The organism is Tenacibaculum adriaticum (genome assembly GCF_008124875.1).
GTDB lineage: Bacteria > Bacteroidota > Bacteroidia > Flavobacteriales > Flavobacteriaceae > Polaribacter > Polaribacter adriaticus.
The window spans coordinates 471,288-489,473 of record NZ_VNIA01000003.1 but is presented as its reverse complement, the minus strand read 5'-3'; the positions used below and the strand labels follow the sequence as shown (position 1 = coordinate 489,473).

The window sequence follows — 18,186 nt, the reverse complement described above, 5'->3', positions numbered from 1 at the left end:
AGACGGTTTCAACAGTTTCGATCTACAAGCCGATGTTACCCCACAAGTATTAGGAACTCAAGATCCTACTCAGTTTGAAGTGGTATATTTCTTAACGCAAGCGGATGCTGATAATAATACTACCGCAAACGCTTTATCAAATCCATATACCAATCCAACAGCCTTTAGTTCACAAGACATTTTTGTTCGTATTCATAATATTGATGCACCAAATGCTTGTTTCGACACTACTCAATTTAAACTTTCTATAACAGGGTTTCCTGAACCTTCTCAACCATTAGATTACCCTGAATGTGATGACACTGTTAGTGGAGGAGATACAGATGGTTTTTTTAATAACTTTATTTTATCAAGTAAAGACAATGAAATTTTAGGAAACTTATCGCCTACGCAATATTCCGTATCCTATCACACCACACTGGCTGGTGCACAAACAGATGCTCTTACCGATGTAATTGATAAAAACAACCCTTATCGTAACGCAATTGCAAATCAACAAACCATTTACATTCGTGTTGAAAATGTTGATAATGTTGATTGTAATGCTGTTTCTGAAAACGGAACCAATTTTGAACCCTTTAACCTAATTGTTAACCCACTACCTATTATCTCTAACAATCCTGCACAGTTAACACAATGTGATACCGATGCGGATCTTAACACAAATATTAACTTAACTCAAGCTGAAATCAATATCTCTGCAAATAATGCTAACGAAACATTTCAATACTACCCTACTCTAGCAGATGCTACTGCTGATACTAATGAAATTACCAATACCATTTCCCATCCTGCCGCTGATGGTGATTCTGTTTGGGTAAGAACCATTTCTTCTAAAGGATGCTACCGTATTTCTCAATTAGATATTATTATTTCCTTTGCAGGAGATGTTGCTTATGATCGATTGTTTGAAACCTGTGATGATTTCCTTGATGCTGATGGTAATGACACAGCTAATAATAACGATACCGACGGCATTGCTAATTTTGATGTTAGTGACGCTGAAGATGAAGTAAAAGCATTGTTTCCTATTGCGGTTCGCCCTAACTTAGATGTTTTATTCTTTGAAACATTGGCCGATAGAGATGCAGTAACCAATCAAATAACAGATTTAGTTAACTATAGAAATACGAACGTTCCTGCAACTACCCAACAACCTATTTACATTAAAATTATTAATACTATTAATAACGATTGTTCTGGTATCGGACAATTATATATTTTAACACAAACAGTACCCGAAGCCAATACGGTTACTGATATAACTTTATGTGATGATTTTGATAGTGGCAGTTTTACGGATGGAGAGAATCTAAATATCGATTTAACAACTCAAAATCCAACTATTTTGGGAACTCAAAATCCAGCAGACTATTCCGTTACTTTTTACACATCTGCTGCTGGTGCTAACGCAGGTACAAATCCAATTACCAACGACACTAATTTTAGAAACACTGCACAATCTGGTTTTACCACTGGAGATGTAAGTACACAAACCATTTATGTTCGCGTTGAAAATAACACAACTTCATGTTTTAATGATCATTTATCTTTCAATGTTGTCATAAATCCATTACCTATAATAAACAATACTATTGAGCCTTTAGAAGTTTGCGATACTGGTGCGGTAGATAATGATACTCGTAACGGACTCGAACAACAAATTGATTTAAGTGTGAAAGATGCCGAAATTTTAGACAGTAGAGATCCTGCTCAATTCGAAGTAAGCTATCATAGAACTCAACAAGACGCATTAGATGGTGTAAATGCTGTTAATAAAACTAGTTACGACAACAATCCTGCAACAACAACAATTATAAACAACCTAGGAGAAGAAACTTTATGGATTAGCCTGTTAAATACTACTACAGGATGTAGATACGGATTAAATAGCTTATTAATTAGAATTCACCCAGAACCTAATATCTTAGTTACTGATATCTCTAATTTATCTGCTTGTGATAATGATGATGATAGTGATGATACTAATGGAATCATCCAAACTATTGATCTTACCATTCAAGAACCTGATATTTTAACCAATTATCCCGCTGCTCAACATGATGATTTTACCATCACCTATCATACTACGCAAAACGGAGCTATCAATAATACTGATATTATTTCTGATACTGAAAAAATGGCTTATACAAACATCAATAACCCTCAACGAATTTTTGTTCGTGTAGAAAACAAGGATACAGGATGTATAAATGACGATACGTACTTTGATATCATCATTAACCCATTACCTGGTTTTCAAGTAACATCTCCTCAAATTCTATGTTTAAATTTAGACCCTATAACTCTCGAAGTTGAAAATCCAGATGGCGTATATACTTACCAATGGACAAAAGATACTAATCCTACAGTGGTAAGCAATACATCTGAATTAATTGTAAGTCAAGGAGGAAACTATCATGTTACCGCAACAAATACAACCACTTTGTGTACTCGTACAAGAACTATTATAGTAGAAGAATCTATTATCGCAACCATTATTGAAGAGGATATTAGCATAGTAGACGATTCTGAAAATAATACTATCACGATCAACAATCAAGACAATAATTTAGGCATTGGCAACTATGAATTTGCTTTATTAAATGAAGAAGGTTTTATTGTTAGAAATTACCAAGATGAACCAAATTTCGAAGGCTTAGAAGGTGGCGTTTATACAATTCTTGTCCGCGACAAAAACGACTGTGGGGTTGCTCAAATAGACATCTCTATTATTGAATTCCCTAAGTTCTTTACCCCCAACAACGACGGCTATAATGATACTTGGACAATTAAAGGTGCTAATTCAACATTTTACCCACAAAGTAAAATCCATATTTTTAACCGTTTTGGTAAAGTAGTTGCCGAAATACCTTTGGATGGGGAAGGATGGAACGGACTTTACAAAAGTAAAGCCCTACCTTCTAGCGATTATTGGTTTAACATCCAAATAACCGATAGAAATGGTATTACCAGAAATAGAAAAGGCCATTTCTCTTTACTCAGAAAATAGATTCATAAAATAAAATTGAAATCGATACGGATAGTTTTTAAATAAAACTATCCGTATTTTTGTTTTCATGGATTTTCAACTTGTTTCAGAATTTAAACCGACTGGTGACCAACCCCAAGCCATTAAACAATTAGTTAACGGACTTCTTTCCGAAGAAAGATATCAAACACTTTTAGGTGTAACAGGTTCCGGTAAAACTTTTTCCGTTGCCAATGTAGTCGCTGAAGTAAATCGACCAACTTTAGTACTTGCTCACAATAAAACTTTAGCAGCACAATTATATTCTGAATTCAAACAATTCTTTCCAAATAATGCAGTTGAATATTTTGTTTCTTATTATGATTACTATCAACCCGAAGCATACATTCCTGTAACTGGAACGTATATTGAAAAAGATTTATCCATTAATGAAGATATTGAACGTTTGCGAATTAGCACCTCTTCTTCCCTACTTTCAGGGCGTCGAGATGTTTTAGTAGTTGCTTCTGTTTCTTGTTTGTATGGTATTGGAAATCCTACTGAGTTCAAGAAAAACGTGATTCCTATTGAAGTGGATCAACAAATTTCACGTACTAAATTCTTGCATCTTCTTGTGACAAGTTTATATTCTCGTACAGAAGTTGAAATAAAAAGTGGAATGTTTAAAGTAAAAGGAGATGTAGTTACCATTTACCCATCGTATGGGGATAGCGGGTATCGTGTGCATTTCTTTGGTGATGAAATTGAAGAAATTGAAACCTTTAATATTGAAAGTAATCAAATAATCGAAAAACTAGATCAGTTAACTATCTATCCTGCAAATTTATTCGTTACTTCTCCTGATGTATTACAAAATGCTATTCATCAAATTCAAGATGATATGGTTAAACAGGTAGATTACTTCAAAGAAATTGGCAAGCATTTAGAAGCAAAACGACTCAAAGAACGTACTGAGTTTGACTTAGAAATGATTCGTGAATTAGGCTATTGTTCTGGTATTGAGAATTACTCTCGCTATCTAGATGGACGAGAACCCGGAACACGCCCTTTCTGTTTGTTAGATTATTTTCCTGATGATTATTTAATGGTGATAGATGAAAGTCATGTAACCATTCCACAAGTTCATGCTATGTACGGAGGTGATCGAAGCAGAAAAGAAAACTTAGTTGAATATGGATTCCGATTACCTGCGGCAATGGATAACCGTCCGTTGAAATTTGAAGAATTTGAAACTTTACAAAATCAAGTAATTTATGTTTCTGCAACTCCTGCAGATTATGAACTACAAAAAACAGAAGGATTATTTATTGAACAAGTGATTCGCCCTACAGGATTGTTAGACCCTGAAATTGAAGTCCGACCAAGTCTCAATCAAATTGATGATTTAATTGAAGAAATACAAATTCGTGTTGAAAAGGATGAACGCACACTCGTTACCACCTTAACCAAACGAATGGCAGAAGAATTAGCAAAATATTTAACCCGTATTCAAGTACGCTGTCGTTATATCCATTCAGATGTTGATACTTTGGAACGTGTAGAAATTATGCAAGACCTACGTAAAGGATTGTTTGATGTACTTATCGGAGTAAACTTATTACGTGAAGGTTTAGACTTGCCAGAAGTTTCTCTAGTCGCTATTTTAGATGCTGACAAAGAAGGTTTTTTACGTTCGCATCGTTCGTTAACTCAAACTGTAGGTAGAGCTGCACGTAACGTAAATGGACGCGCTATTATGTATGCAGATAAAATTACCAATAGTATGCAAATGACTATTGATGAAACTAACCGACGTCGAGAAAAACAGGTAAATTACAATACTGCAAACGGAATCACGCCCACTCAAATTAATAAAAAGATTGACAACACCCTTTCTAAAAGTGCTGTTAGTTCTTATCATTATGACAATGCAATACAAAAAGCAGCGGAGCAAGACCTAGAATATTTACCTAAACAAGAAATTGAGAAAAGGATACGTCAAAAACGAAAGCAAATGGAAGAAGCGGCTAAAGGATTAGATTTTATGCTAGCCGCACAATTACGTGATGAAATAGCTGTTTTAAAAGAAAATTTGTAATTTCATAAAGAACCTTTAAAACCTAAATCACAAAAAATGATCGGAATTATGAGTGCAATGCAAGAAGAAATTCAAGCATTGTTAAACCAAACACAAAATATTAAAAACTATACCAAAGGAAAGAGAAATTACTACACTGGAACTCTTTTTGGAAAAGAAGTTATTTTAGTGTTTTCTCGTTGGGGAAAAGTAGCTTCAGCCACAACAGCTACTCAGTTAATTAATGATTTTGATTTAGATGAACTTATTTTTACAGGTGTTGCTGGCTCTTTAGTTAACGAAGTAAATATTGGTGATATCGTTATTGGAAAACAATTAGTACAACACGACATGAATACATCTCCCCTTTATAAAACTTTCGAAATACCACTTCTACATAAAACCTTTTTTGAAACTAATCATATTAAAAGAGAACAACTAATTAATGCTAGTCAAGAATTTATTAATAATTACACAAAGTGTATCTCTGAAGAAGAAGCAACAAAATTAAATATTATAAACCCTAAAATATTTATTGGAGATATTGCCAGCGGAGACCAATTTGTAAGTAAACAAACTCAAGTAAATTTTATAACTTCAAACTTAAATTCAGTTTTATGTGTAGAAATGGAAGGTGCAGCTGTTGCTCAAGTTTGTTATGAATATGAAATTCCTTTTTCAATTTTCAGAATAATTTCTGACAAAGCTAACGATGATTCTTTAATAGACTTCCCTCGTTTCGTTTCTAAAATTGCTAGTAATTATTCTTTAGAGATTTTAAAAAAACTATTTCTTACTTAATACAACCTAAGCCAACATCAATTTTTTTACCAACTCCTCGCCCATTTCTTCGTTAATCATCTTTACAATTTTCTCTTTCCCATAACTCAATTCTTCTCTTAAAACAGAAGATGATAACCGAACAATTAAAGTTCCGTTTTGAATTTTAACTTCACTAGTATACGAAGCTACTCCTGCACCCATCAATTTTTCCCATGCTTCTTCAATATGAATTTTCTGAAAACCTTTTTTTAATTTACCTTCATTAATATAAGTACCTAGTAAATCTTTTATTAAAAAACTACCATTCTCTCTTTTTGCCATTTTACTTCCCCTTTTAAATTTTACAAGTTAAATATTTGATACGGTTTATTACTTTGTTTTAACACATTTTCTGTTCTTTCAGAATGGGTATCTGTAATAAAAATTTGTCCAAACTCATCATTATTCACTAAACGGATAATTTGGGCAACTCTATTTTCATCTAATTTATCAAAAATATCATCCAACAACAAAATTGGAGTTATTTTAGATTGTTGTTTAATAAATTCAAATTGTGCTAATTTTAAAGCTATTAAATAGGATTTTTGTTGACCTTGAGATCCAAATTTTTTAATTGGATATTCGTCTATTTCAAAGCTCAAATCATCTTTATGTATTCCTACAGATGTATATTGCAACATTCTATCTTTTTCTAAAGACACTCGCAATAAATCTACAAACGACTGCTCTTGCAACTGACTTTTATACAGCAAATTAACAAATTCTTTACCCCCTGATATTATTTGATATTTTTCATTAAAAATAGGAACAAAATCTTCTAAAAACCTTTTTCTTTTCTCATACACAATCGTTCCATATGTAATTAATTGCTCATCGTATACTTTTAAATTTAAAGCATCAAACGTTCTATTTGCCGCAAAGTATTTTAACAACGCATTACGCTGATTTATAGTCTTATTATATGAAATTAATGCATTTAAATACTCTTTATCTTGCTGAGAAATAACTCCATCTAAAAATTTTCGTCTCGTTTCACTTCCTTCAACAATCAAATCTCTGTCTGCTGGTGAAATAATAACCAAAGGTAATTGCCCAATATGTTCAGAAAACTTTTCATAAGCTTTTCCGTTACGTTTTAATACCTTTTTAGAGCCACGTTTTAACGAACAAATAATCTTTTCACTTCTTTCATTTAGCAAATAATCTCCTTCAATCATAAAAAAATCTTGTCCATGACGAATGTTTTGTCCTGCTATAGGATTAAAATAACTTTTCGCAAATGATAAATAATAAATGGCATCTAAAACATTTGTTTTACCCACTCCATTATTACCTACAAAACAATTAATTTTCTTTTCAAAACTAAAAGTTTGGGTTTCTATGTTTTTAAAATTAACTAGCGATATTTTTTGCAAATACATAGATGTTTGTTCTTTTGAGAAAGGAAGCGCAAAATAACGAAAAATCAGCTTTTAAAATCCAATTAAAAAAACTATTTTTGTCGCCACTAATTTTTAAGCAATTATGGCATCATACAAGAAAAGAGGGTATAAACCTAAGAAAGAAAAGGTTGTAGATAACGTTAACGAAGAAACATTTGACGAATCTCAAAGTGCAGTAGCAGAAGCTTTTAACACACTAGATGAAACTGCCAATAAATCTGAGCAATGGATAGAGAAAAATAGCAAACCTTTATTTTATGGTTTAATTGCTATTGCCGCTTTAATTTTAGTTTTTTTAGCTTACAATAAATATGTTTCTGAACCAACACAAACAGAAGCATCTAATGAATTAGCATACCCTAGAACATTTTTTGATAAAGCTGCAACTTCTACAGGTAAAGCCGCAGATAGCTTATACACTTTAGCCTTAGAAGGTGGCGATGGTAAATATGGATTTATCGACATTGCTGATTCTTATAGTGGAACAAAAGCTGGTAATATCGCTAACTATTATGCAGGTATTTCATATTTAAAAATGAACAAGTACGAAGAAGCTATCGATTATTTAAGCAAATTTGATTCTGATGATGAGTTATTAGGTCCTACTGCTTTAGGCGCTATTGGTGATGCGTTTGCTGACATTAACCAACCAGAAGATGCGTTAGATTATTACGAAAAAGCAGCAAATAAAAAAGACAACGAATTTACATCTCCGTTATTCTTATTTAAAGCAGCACAAACTGCTATGGGTTTAAAAGAGTACAATAAAGCTGAAAAATTATTTACCACTATTAAAGAAAAATATCCTACTACAGAGCAAGGAAGAGATATTGAAAAGTATATTAATAGTGCAAAATATGCACAATAATGGCAACAACAAATTTATCTTATTACGATAAAAACACAATCCCAAATGCGAAGCAATTTCGATTTGGGATTGTTGTTTCTGAATGGAATCCTGAAATTACAGGAAACATGCAAAAAGGAGCAATCGAGACTTTAATAGACTGTGGCGCTTTACAAGAAAATATTGTTTCTTGGGAAGTACCTGGCAGTTTTGAGTTAGTCTACGGATGTAAAAAAATGATTGAAACTGAAAAGCTAGATGCAATCATCGCTATAGGAAATGTAATACAAGGTGAAACAAAACATTTCGATTTCGTATGTGAAGGCGTTACCCAAGGAATTGTAGATTTAAATGTTAAATACGATGTTCCTGTAATTTACTGTGTTTTGACAGATAATACCAAACAACAATCAATCGATCGTTCTGGTGGTAAATTAGGTAATAAAGGTATTGAATGTGCTGTAGCGGCAATTAAAATGGCTGCTATCAAAAATATTGGAAGAAAACCAAACTCTTTAGGGTTTTAAGTTAGATACAAAACTTTAAACACAAAAAGTCAAAAGAAATTTCTTTTGGCTTTTTGTATTTTATGTTACTAAGACTTATTTTATCAACAATGCTTGACCACCTCTCTTTAATTCAGTAAATTTGAGCTATTGTTTTTGGTTCGGTTTTTGTAACCAACTTCTTCTAACAATAACTACTATTTTATGGGATTTATTAAAAGAGAAAATAAAAAATTCGAATACAAACCTCGTTATTACAAAGGCGATGGCAATCCGTATGAATTTAAACACAGGTTTGATGAACATCGCACTTCTGTAGGTAAAAACAAGGGATTAAAAGGAAAATTTAATGCTGCTTTTGATGAGTTTAAAAACTCAGAAAATGGAGGAATAAACTCAACTATTTTAATCATTGTTATTATTCTTATACTTGTTTTTTTATTTATTATTGATTTCGATCTCTCAATATTTTTACCAAAAGATTAATGTCAGATATCATTCAATTACTCCCCGACCACGTTGCCAATCAAATTGCGGCAGGTGAAGTCGTACAACGTCCTGCTTCTGTAGTAAAAGAATTGTTAGAAAATTCGATTGATGCGGATGCTACATCCATCACTCTATTACTAAAGAATGCTGGTAAAACGTTAATACAAATAATTGATAATGGTAAAGGAATGAGTACTACCGATGCTCGTTTGTGCTTTGATCGTCATGCTACCTCAAAAATTAGGAATGCTCAAGATTTATTCAATTTAAAGACCAAAGGATTTCGTGGCGAAGCTTTAGCTTCTATTGCCGCTATTGCTCATGTTGAGTTAAAAACCAAACAAGACAACGACGAATTAGGTACCGCTATAAAAATTGAAGGAAGTACTATTGTTTCTCAAGAACCAGCATCTACAGCTAAAGGAACAAGTATTGCTGTTAAAAATTTATTTTACAACATTCCTGCACGCCGTAATTTTTTAAAATCAGATACTATTGAAACACGTCATATTATTGATGAATTTCAACGAGTAGCGTTAGCTCATCCTGCTATTTCATTTTTATTGCATCATAATGATAACGAAATTTATCATTTAAAGGAAAGTAACTTGCGTAAACGTATTGTTTCTATTTTTGGATCAAAAATGAATGAAAAATTAGTTCCTATTAATGAGCAAACAGATATTTTAACGATTACTGGTTTTGTAGCAAAACCTGAATTTTCTAAGAAAAAAAGAGGTGAACAATTCTTTTTTGTAAATGACCGTTTTATTAAAAGTTCGTATTTAAATCATGCCGTAGTTAATGCTTTTGATGGCTTGCTAGAATATGGGGCACATCCCTCTTATTTTTTATATTTAGACGTGCCTCCAAATAGCATTGACATTAATATTCATCCTACAAAGACGGAAATTAAGTTCGACAACGAAAAAGCGTTGTATGCAATTTTACGTGCTACTGTAAAACATAGTTTGGGTCAATACAACGTTGCCCCTGTACTTGATTTTAACCGTGATTCAAACTTAGATACTCCTTATGATTTTAAGGATAAAAAAACGGTTTCAACACCTAAAATTATAGTAGATCCAACCTTTAATCCGTTTAAAAATGATGTTAACGATCAACAAATGACATCAAATTCTTCGAGCGGTTCATCAACCAAAAATTATCAATCTAATTATAAAAAAGAAACTGGTAGCTGGGAAAGTTTATATGCCAATATTGAACCAATAGAACAGTCTACCCAAGAACAACTTTTTGAACAACAACAAGAAACGGAAACAGGAAAAACGTTTCAAATTCAGAAAAAATATTTATTAAGCTCTATAAAATCTGGAGTAGTTTTAATCCATCAATCCTTAGCGCACCAACGTATTCTGTACGAAGAGTTTTTAGAAAATATTACAGTAAAAGAAGCGAGTAGTCAGCAATTATTATTTCCTGTCACTATAGGATTTTCATCCGCAGATATCGAAATGATTTACAGTATTAAATCAGATTTAGAAAGTACAGGATTTGTCTTTAACGAATTTACAAAAGAAAGTGTGGTAATTGGAGGAATTCCTACTTCCATAACTGAAAGTAAAATCACGTTAATTTTAGAACAGTTGTTAGACGATATGAAAATTGAAGTTCCTGATGCTAGTTTTAGTCATTTTGATGTGATGGCCAAATCATTTGCTAAATCACTCGCTATTAAAACAGGAACAAGTTTATCGGTAAAAGAACAAGAAAATTTAGTAAATAACTTATTTTCGTGTAAAGAACCAAGTACCTCTCCGTTTGGTAAAGCTACTTTTAAAACGCTAACCTTAAATGAGATTGATACTATTTTTAATAAATAAAAATCGATATTAAATCCTCTTTATTTTTTCTAGAGGAAAAAAAATATACTTATGGGAAAACTTACAGATGTTATAAAACACCTTATCATTATTAATGTAATAATGTTCATTATTCCACAGTTATTACAAATGGATTTAACGAATATTTTAGCGTTACATTTTCCTAAAAATGAACACTTTGGTGTTTGGCAATATGTTACACATATATTCATGCATGGTGGGTTTTACCATATCCTTTTTAACATGTATGGTTTATGGGCTTTCGGATCACCACTTGAACAAATGTGGGGGAAAAATAAATTTTTATTTTTCTATTTTTCTGCAGGGATTGGTGCAGGGATTATTTATACCCTTGTTAATTACTATCAGTTTAACGGAATTTACGATCAGTTGATTCATTTGGGGGTTACTCCTACTGAAATTCAGAATATATTAGAAACAGGTAAGTATAACGAAGCAATTATAACGCTTTCTAACAAAGATATGAGTCAGTTTTACTCTCTATATCATTCACCTGCTGTAGGAGCTTCTGGAGCTATTTATGGGATATTAGTTGCCTTCGGAATTGCTTTTCCAAATGCAAAATTAGCGTTGATCTTTTTCCCAGTTCCAATTGCTGCTAAGTATTTTATCCCGTTGATGATTGCTGCTGATTTATTTTTTGGAGTAACAAAATACTCTATTGGTAATGTGGCACATTTTGCACACATTGGTGGAGCATTAATTGGGTTTTTAATTGCCTGGTATTGGAAAAAAAATCAGTTTAGAATTAATTAAATGAATAGTATTATTAATAACATAAAGTATCGTTTTAAAAATGCAGGTATTGTAGAACAACTCATCTACATAAATCTGGGTGTGTTTTTATTAGTTTTTGTATTTAATACGTTCGGGTTTTTATTTAAATCTAATAGTAATTTTTTAGTAAACTGGTTTGCGTTACCTGCAAGTTTTGATGAATTTATATTAAAACCTTGGACGATTGTTACCTACGGATTTTTACACGCTAGTTTTTTACATATTCTGATGAATTTAATTGCCCTCTTTTACATAGGGCATTTATTCAAACAATATTTTACAGGCAAACAATTATTGAATTTTTATCTCTACGGAACTATTTTCGGAGGGCTTTTATTCATATTGAGCTATAACTACTTCCCTGCTTTCGCAGACCATAAAAACAATAACGTCTTATTAGGGGCTTCCGCAGGTATTTCTGCCATTTTTATCGGTATTGCTACTTATTTGCCTAACTATCATGTAAAAATCCCTCTCATTGGTTTTGTAAAACTCTGGATATTAGCCGCAATTTGGGTAGCGCTGGATGTTATTCAAATTCCTGCAGGAAACGCAGGCGGACATTTTGCACACCTAGGAGGTGCCTTATTCGGATTTTTATATGTAAGCAGAGCTAGCAACAAAGAAATTAATATCTTTAAACCTATAAAAGACCTCTTTAAAAAGAAACAAAAACCATTAAAAACGGTTCATAATTCGGGTAAAAAACGAACGAGAACACAATCCCCTAAAAAAGAAAACCAGCAACAGATTGACGCTATTTTAGATAAAATTAGCAAATCGGGGTATGATACACTAACCAAAGCTGAAAAAGATTTTTTATTTAAACAAGGGAAAAATTAGTGGCTAAAAAACAATATAAGATTTCATTATATAGCAAATTGTTGTATTTCGTTAATTCGATTTTTGCAGCAGGTCTGCTACTCTCCTATTTTTTACCTTTTATTTCACCAAAAACAGTTCCTCTATTCTCTGTTTTAAGTTTAGCGGTACCTTTTTTAATCATTATCAATGCCTTGTTTTTTGTGTACTGGTTAATCAAACTGAAAAAGCATTTGATTCTATCTGGGTTAATTTTAGTAATTGGTTGGCTTTTTTGCCCGCCTTTTTTAAAAATCTCCCCTAAAAAAATAATGCTGAATGACGACATAAAAGTGATGAGCTACAATGTAAGAATGTTTAACTTTTACAAATGGATAAAAGACGATGCTATAGATCAAAAAATCGTTTCTTTTATCAATGAAAAATCACCCGATATTTTAGCCATACAAGAATACCATCACTCAGATAAGAGGAAATTAGATTTCAGATATTCATACTTTGTTCCGAAGTCAAAACACAAAAATTTTGGATTGGCTATATTTTCAAAATTCCCCATCATCAATAAAGGTTCTTTAAATTTTAAAGAGAGTGCCAACAATGCCATTTTTATTGATATTTTAAGAGGAAAAGATACAATACGAGTATATAATTTGCATTTACAATCGTTAAAAATTAATCCCGCTAAAGAAAATTTTGGAGAAGAAAACTCAGAAAAATTAATAAAACGTTTAGAGAATGGTTTCCAGAAACAAGCTACCCAAACCGAGCAATTTTTAGCCCATGAAAAACAATGGAAAGGAAAAGAAGTTGTTTGTGGAGATTTTAACAACACTGCTTATTCTTGGGTTTATAAAAAAATTTCGACCCATAAAAAAGATGCTTTTTCAGAAGCTGGTTCGGGTTTAGGAAAATCTTTTAATTACTTTTTTCCTATGCGAATAGATTTTATCTTAACAGACACTTCAACCGAGATAAATCGTTTTCAAACATTCAATAAAAAGTATTCCGACCACTACCCTATTATGACACGTATAAATTGGTAATTATATCAAATTCTATATTTAGAAAAATTCTATTTAACGTATCTTGCAAGCCTATTTTAAGGTTAAAATTATGCACAGTAACACACTACTAAATTATATTAAAAATGTTGTTAAAAACATGCCAGACGCTTGGTTAAATTTAACAACACACCGATTGGATATTTATAATGAAGAATTGGCTAAAACCGAGTTTTTAGAACAGTTTGAAAACTTATTCAACAACAATAATGCTGAAACATTAGCACTAAGTGAATTACCTACTGCTTATGATTATATCCGATTAGGACACCCGTTATCTTCTGTATTAGAATGGACTATTGCTAAGTTACACAACTTAAAATCAGATAACGTCATTAGTTTCTCTTCTAAAACAACGCCAATTTTAGCGGTGTTAAGAAAAAACTTATTAGCAAATAAAAACACTCAAATTGTATACATCAATCAATTACCGGCACATTTTGATGTTGACGTCGTTAAAAATGTGTACGGATATAAATTTGAGGTTAAAAAGATAAATAGTGTAGACGATATTACTGATTTTGACGGTAGCACCATATTAGTTTCAGAAAAAGAAAATGTTTGCGATTTTATACTATCTCCTAAGGTTGATTTCTTTATTAATACAAACGCTAACTTAGGAAGCATTGTATTGGTTAACGGAAAACATAACGAAAATTATATCTCAGAAATTCAACATGTAAGAAGAAGAGAAACTATTGCCATGACTCCGGCAAATACTTTAGTGGCTTTGCAACAGTTAACAGGGCTTCCTTATAATAGTGTAGTTTATGATACTCAAGCCAACAAAGCAGCGGTTATAAATTCAGTTAAAAAAATTACTGAAGCAAGCACCAATGCAATTGTGGGTTCAAGTGGACTTTCTATACAATATGCCATTGTCATGGGCTTAATAGACCATGCCTTTGAAAACCATAAAGGAAAAGCCATTAAAATTGTAGTGCCACCAAACTGTTACGGAGGTACCAACGATCAAGCACGTCGTGTAGCGGCTTGTTTAGACAATGTTGAAGTGATGGACTTACCGGTAGATGGTGGTAACGACATGGTAAAAAGTATAGACATGGTATTAAATGAAATTGCCAAAGAAGATGCAGTTCCGTATATCATTGCAGAAATACCTACCAACCCAAGAGTAGAAGTTCCAGATCTTATTAAATTAAAAGAAGTGTTGAGCGCATCACGCAAAACGGCAACAGGAAATATTGCGGTAGATCCTGTGTTTGTGTTAGACCAAACTTTTTGTCCGAACGTACACTTTTTAGGCGATGATGAAATACTTTCATCGGTAAGAACCATTGCGTATGTAAGCGGATCTAAATTCCCGAGTGGCGGTAAATGTACTGCCGGTTATTGTGTTGCCAACACCAAAGCAGCTTCGTTAATGCATAAGATCGATATACATATAAAATTGTGTGATAACGAAGCTACCGGTTTGCAACTAGACATATTAGCAACCCAATTACCTTCTATGTTACAACGCATTGAAGGAGCATACAAAAACACGCGTGAGTTTGTAAGTTTTATTGAAGAAGTGTTGCCTACGGCTAAAATCAATTTTGTATCGGAAGAATTAGCCGCACAAGGATTTACGCCATCGGTATTTTCATTAGACCTACCTACCAAAGGAAATACAGAAGAAGAAAGAGAAACCTATAAGCGCGCTTTAAATTTAAAGTTGATCAATTTAATGATCACTGAAATTCCTGAGGAAAGTAAATACTGTGTGAGTTACGGACAATTAAAAGGATGTTATTGGACCATACCAGCCACCTCAACTCAAGGAACCACTAAAGAAGGTGACAAAGACTATATTGCACGCGTAGCACTATCTGCAAACATGGATCTAGAACGCCATAAAAAAGTGTTTTTAGATTTTGTAAATGAATTATAATAATGAGGAGGCTTTTAGCCTCCTTTTTTTGTCATTGCGTGAAGCAATCTAAACTATATTGGTTACCAATGAAAAGATTACTTCAGTCGTAAACTCTCTCGTAATGACGAGCAAAATGTCATTGCGAGGAACAAAGCAATCTCAACATACTGATTATATATTGCCTTTTCTTTGAAAACAATAACAGCACTATAAAAAGATTACTTCGTTCATGTGCTCCCTCGTAGTAACAAATAGAAAGTCATTGCGAGGAACGAAGCAATCTAAACCGTATTAATTACCAATTAGAATATTACTTCCCTATTATAGCTCCTATAAATTAAAAGGAATCCCTATATTAGCTACACTAACAAACTAACAATGAAACACTTTGATATTGCTATTATTGGCGGTGGGCCATCAGGGGCCTCCACTGCCTTTCACCTTGCTAAAAAAGGGATTTCAACTGTAATTATTGAAAAAGAAACTTTACCACGTTATAAAACCTGTGGTGGCGGATTTGTATATAGAGGACGTAAAGATTTACCCTTCGATATTAGCAGTGTCGTAGCTGCTGAATTTAATACAGTAGATATTTATTTAGGTAAAAAACTCCATTTTCAAACACATCGAGAAAAACCCACTATTTCAATGGTAATGCGCGATTCGTTTGACAACCTACTTGTTGAAAAAGCCAAAGAATTAGGTGTTGTTTTACTTCAAGATCATAAACTAGAATCTTTAGAATTTACAGACGATCTTATCCAGTTAAAAACTTCTAAAGAAACTATCACCGCAAAATTTGTAATTGCTGCAGATGGCGCTTTAAGTCCTACAGCAAAAATGGCGGGTTGGAAAGAAGATACTCGTAAATTAATCCCTGCATTGGAATATGAAGTAGAAGTTTCTGAAGAAGATTTTAACCGCCTTAAAAATGAAGTACGTTTCGATATTGATGCCATCCCTTTTGGCTATGCTTGGAGCTTTCCAAAGAAAAATCACCTTTCCTTGGGTGTTGCCTCTGCAAGAAGAACCAAAATTAATCTCAAAAAATTTTACAAAGAGTATGTAGAAATGTTGGGGATAAAAGAAGTAATTAGCGAAACACAACACGGATTTCAAATTCCCGTAGCTCCAAGAACCGATGGTTTTGTAAAAAACAACGTGTTTTTAATTGGTGATGCTGCAGGTTTTGCTGATCCTATTACTGCAGAAGGGATTTCGAATGCGATTTACAGTGGTAAGCTAGCTGCAGAAGCCATTATTGAAGCTGACCAAAACCCAGAATTGGCAGAGAAACTATATGTAGAAAAACTAGAAGAAAATTTATTACCAGAAATTAGAACAGGTTTATGGCTTGCTAAATGGTTTTACGAACAAAAAACGATTAGAAACGTGCTCTTAAAAAAATACGGACAACGTTTTAGTGAGGCTATGGCAGATGTTTTTCATGGTAAAAGAACTTACCCAAAAGACATTAAGAAAACAATTAAACAAAAAATTAAAGAATTGGTATTTTAAATACCAGTTTTTTTTATCTAAATTGCTAACAGTAAAATTGCTATGGATAATATTGGATGTAAATTGCTATACACTTCCATTTATTTTCCTGCTTAATAATGTTAAGCGTACTTTTTGCACACATATAAATAAGTTGTACACAAGGCAAAAGAACTCTAGATGAAAGAACAATCACAAGCAAATAAATTAGAATTACACTATTATTTTGATGATAGTGATGATTCTCATACAATGAATGCTTTTGTAAGAAATCGTTGTGAATTTGAGCTTCTGCAAATATATACTGAACTTCAAAAAGAATTAGAGCTAGATGTTCGAGTAGAAACTGAAGCTTTTGAAGAAGGTGGGCTAACTGAATTGTGGACTTTTCTTGCTGAAAACTCCGTTCAAATAACTTTACTTCTTACTGGTTTATCACAAGTTTTATCGAGAGTTCCTATAAGAAAAACTAAACTTGAGAAAAAGGATTTAAAATTAAGCACAGAGGAAAGAAAGTTAAATATAAAAGTTTTAAAAAAAGAAATTAAAGAAAAAGAGCCTGAACAAATTACAATTCAAAATTTGAATTTAATAATTGATAGTAATCCAAAAATACTTAAACACTTATCAAATTATTATAAACAACTTTATAATTATCCAAAAGTCAAAAAAATATCTACAACAAAATTATCTAAAAATAAGGAAAAAATTGAGGATCCAAAATTCATTTCAAGAACTGACTTTGACAAATTTGTAATTGAAAGTAATGAATTAGAATCTGAAATTGATGAAAATGCTACTATAGAAATTATTTCACCTGTTCTAAAAAAAGGAAAGTACAAATGGAAAGGTATCTATGGTAAAATTGGAGAAGCAGTCGATTTTTATATGAAAGATAAAATCTTTAAAAAATCAATAATAGCAGAAGGGGTTGAATTTAAAAATGGAACATTTATAGATTGTATTTTAGAAAAAAATAGAAAAATAAATGAGGTCGGAGAAATATACACTTCAAGTTATTCTGTTTTGACTGTTCTAAAAAAACACTATGAAAACATTGTTGAGGAAACACCACAAGGAAAAAAATATAGAAAAGAAAAAGAAGCTGAAAAACAACAATTAAAATTATTTGATAATAAAGATAAAAAAGAATAAGATTAAGGTACAATAATA

At 32.3% G+C, this 18,186-nt stretch carries 15 protein-coding genes; 13 read left to right on the top strand and 2 right to left on the bottom strand.

Annotation, left to right across the window (positions count from 1 at the left end):
* The 3 genes from C7447_RS11240 to C7447_RS11230 all read left to right on the top strand — a co-directional run.
* The coding region (locus C7447_RS11240; protein ID WP_148870600.1) for a T9SS type B sorting domain-containing protein at positions 1–3,013 on the top strand (3,013 nt) is incomplete at its 5' end.
* A gap of 67 nt (positions 3,014–3,080) precedes the next feature.
* Positions 3,081–5,069 (top strand): excinuclease ABC subunit UvrB, encoded by a 1,989-nt coding sequence (uvrB, locus tag C7447_RS11235; RefSeq protein ID WP_148870599.1) that lies wholly within the window; start codon positions 3,081–3,083, stop codon positions 5,067–5,069.
* Positions 5,070–5,105: 36 nt separating this feature from the next.
* Positions 5,106–5,849 (top strand): 5'-methylthioadenosine/adenosylhomocysteine nucleosidase, encoded by a 744-nt coding sequence (locus C7447_RS11230; RefSeq protein WP_148870598.1) that lies wholly within the window; start codon positions 5,106–5,108, stop codon positions 5,847–5,849.
* Positions 5,850–5,855: 6 nt separating this feature from the next.
* Here the strand turns inward: C7447_RS11230 and C7447_RS11225 are convergent, their stop codons facing one another.
* Positions 5,856–6,152, bottom strand: coding sequence for a DUF721 domain-containing protein (locus C7447_RS11225; RefSeq protein WP_148870597.1), 297 nt, complete (start codon positions 6,150–6,152; stop codon positions 5,856–5,858).
* A gap of 20 nt (positions 6,153–6,172) precedes the next feature.
* Complete coding sequence (gene recF / locus C7447_RS11220; RefSeq protein WP_148870596.1) at positions 6,173–7,252, bottom strand: DNA replication/repair protein RecF; 1,080 nt, start codon at positions 7,250–7,252, stop codon at positions 6,173–6,175.
* 103 nt (positions 7,253–7,355) lie between these two features.
* Here recF and C7447_RS11215 point away from each other — a divergent pair, with 103 nt between their 5' ends.
* The 10 genes from C7447_RS11215 to C7447_RS11170 all read left to right on the top strand — a co-directional run bounded on the left by C7447_RS11215 (position 7,356) and on the right by C7447_RS11170 (position 18,168).
* Positions 7,356–8,141, top strand: a complete 786-nt coding sequence (locus tag C7447_RS11215; protein WP_148870595.1) for a tetratricopeptide repeat protein — start codon at positions 7,356–7,358, stop codon at positions 8,139–8,141.
* Positions 8,141–8,647, top strand: a complete 507-nt coding sequence (ribH, locus tag C7447_RS11210) for a 6,7-dimethyl-8-ribityllumazine synthase (protein WP_148870594.1) — start codon at positions 8,141–8,143, stop codon at positions 8,645–8,647. The genes C7447_RS11215 and ribH overlap by 1 nt, the downstream gene beginning before the upstream one ends.
* Positions 8,648–8,830: 183 nt before the next feature.
* Positions 8,831–9,112: a riboflavin synthase subunit beta gene (locus tag C7447_RS11205; RefSeq protein WP_148870593.1), complete on the top strand. Its 282-nt coding sequence runs from the start codon at positions 8,831–8,833 to the stop codon at positions 9,110–9,112.
* On the top strand, positions 9,112–10,959 hold the full coding sequence (mutL, locus tag C7447_RS11200; protein ID WP_148870592.1) for a DNA mismatch repair endonuclease MutL: 1,848 nt from the start codon (positions 9,112–9,114) through the stop codon (positions 10,957–10,959). Before C7447_RS11205 ends, mutL begins: the two co-directional genes overlap by 1 nt.
* Before the next feature lie 51 nt (positions 10,960–11,010).
* Complete coding sequence (locus C7447_RS11195) at positions 11,011–11,736, top strand: rhomboid family intramembrane serine protease (RefSeq protein ID WP_148870591.1); 726 nt, start codon at positions 11,011–11,013, stop codon at positions 11,734–11,736.
* The gene (locus C7447_RS11190) at positions 11,737–12,600 is read left to right on the top strand and encodes a rhomboid family intramembrane serine protease (RefSeq protein WP_148870590.1); all 864 of its coding nucleotides are present in this window, start codon (positions 11,737–11,739) and stop codon (positions 12,598–12,600) included.
* 290 nt (positions 12,601–12,890) lie between these two features.
* Positions 12,891–13,622, top strand: a complete 732-nt coding sequence (locus C7447_RS11185; protein WP_246143064.1) for an endonuclease/exonuclease/phosphatase family protein — start codon at positions 12,891–12,893, stop codon at positions 13,620–13,622.
* 70 nt (positions 13,623–13,692) lie between these two features.
* Positions 13,693–15,534 (top strand): PLP-dependent aminotransferase family protein, encoded by a 1,842-nt coding sequence (locus tag C7447_RS11180; protein WP_148870589.1) that lies wholly within the window; start codon positions 13,693–13,695, stop codon positions 15,532–15,534.
* A 360-nt stretch (positions 15,535–15,894) separates the two neighbouring features.
* Positions 15,895–17,034: a geranylgeranyl reductase family protein gene (locus C7447_RS11175; RefSeq protein WP_148870588.1), complete on the top strand. Its 1,140-nt coding sequence runs from the start codon at positions 15,895–15,897 to the stop codon at positions 17,032–17,034.
* A 159-nt stretch (positions 17,035–17,193) separates the two neighbouring features.
* A complete protein-coding gene (locus tag C7447_RS11170; RefSeq protein WP_148870587.1) occupies positions 17,194–18,168 on the top strand; it encodes a hypothetical protein in 975 nt (324 codons plus the stop codon).
* Positions 18,169–18,186 lie beyond the last annotated feature (18 nt).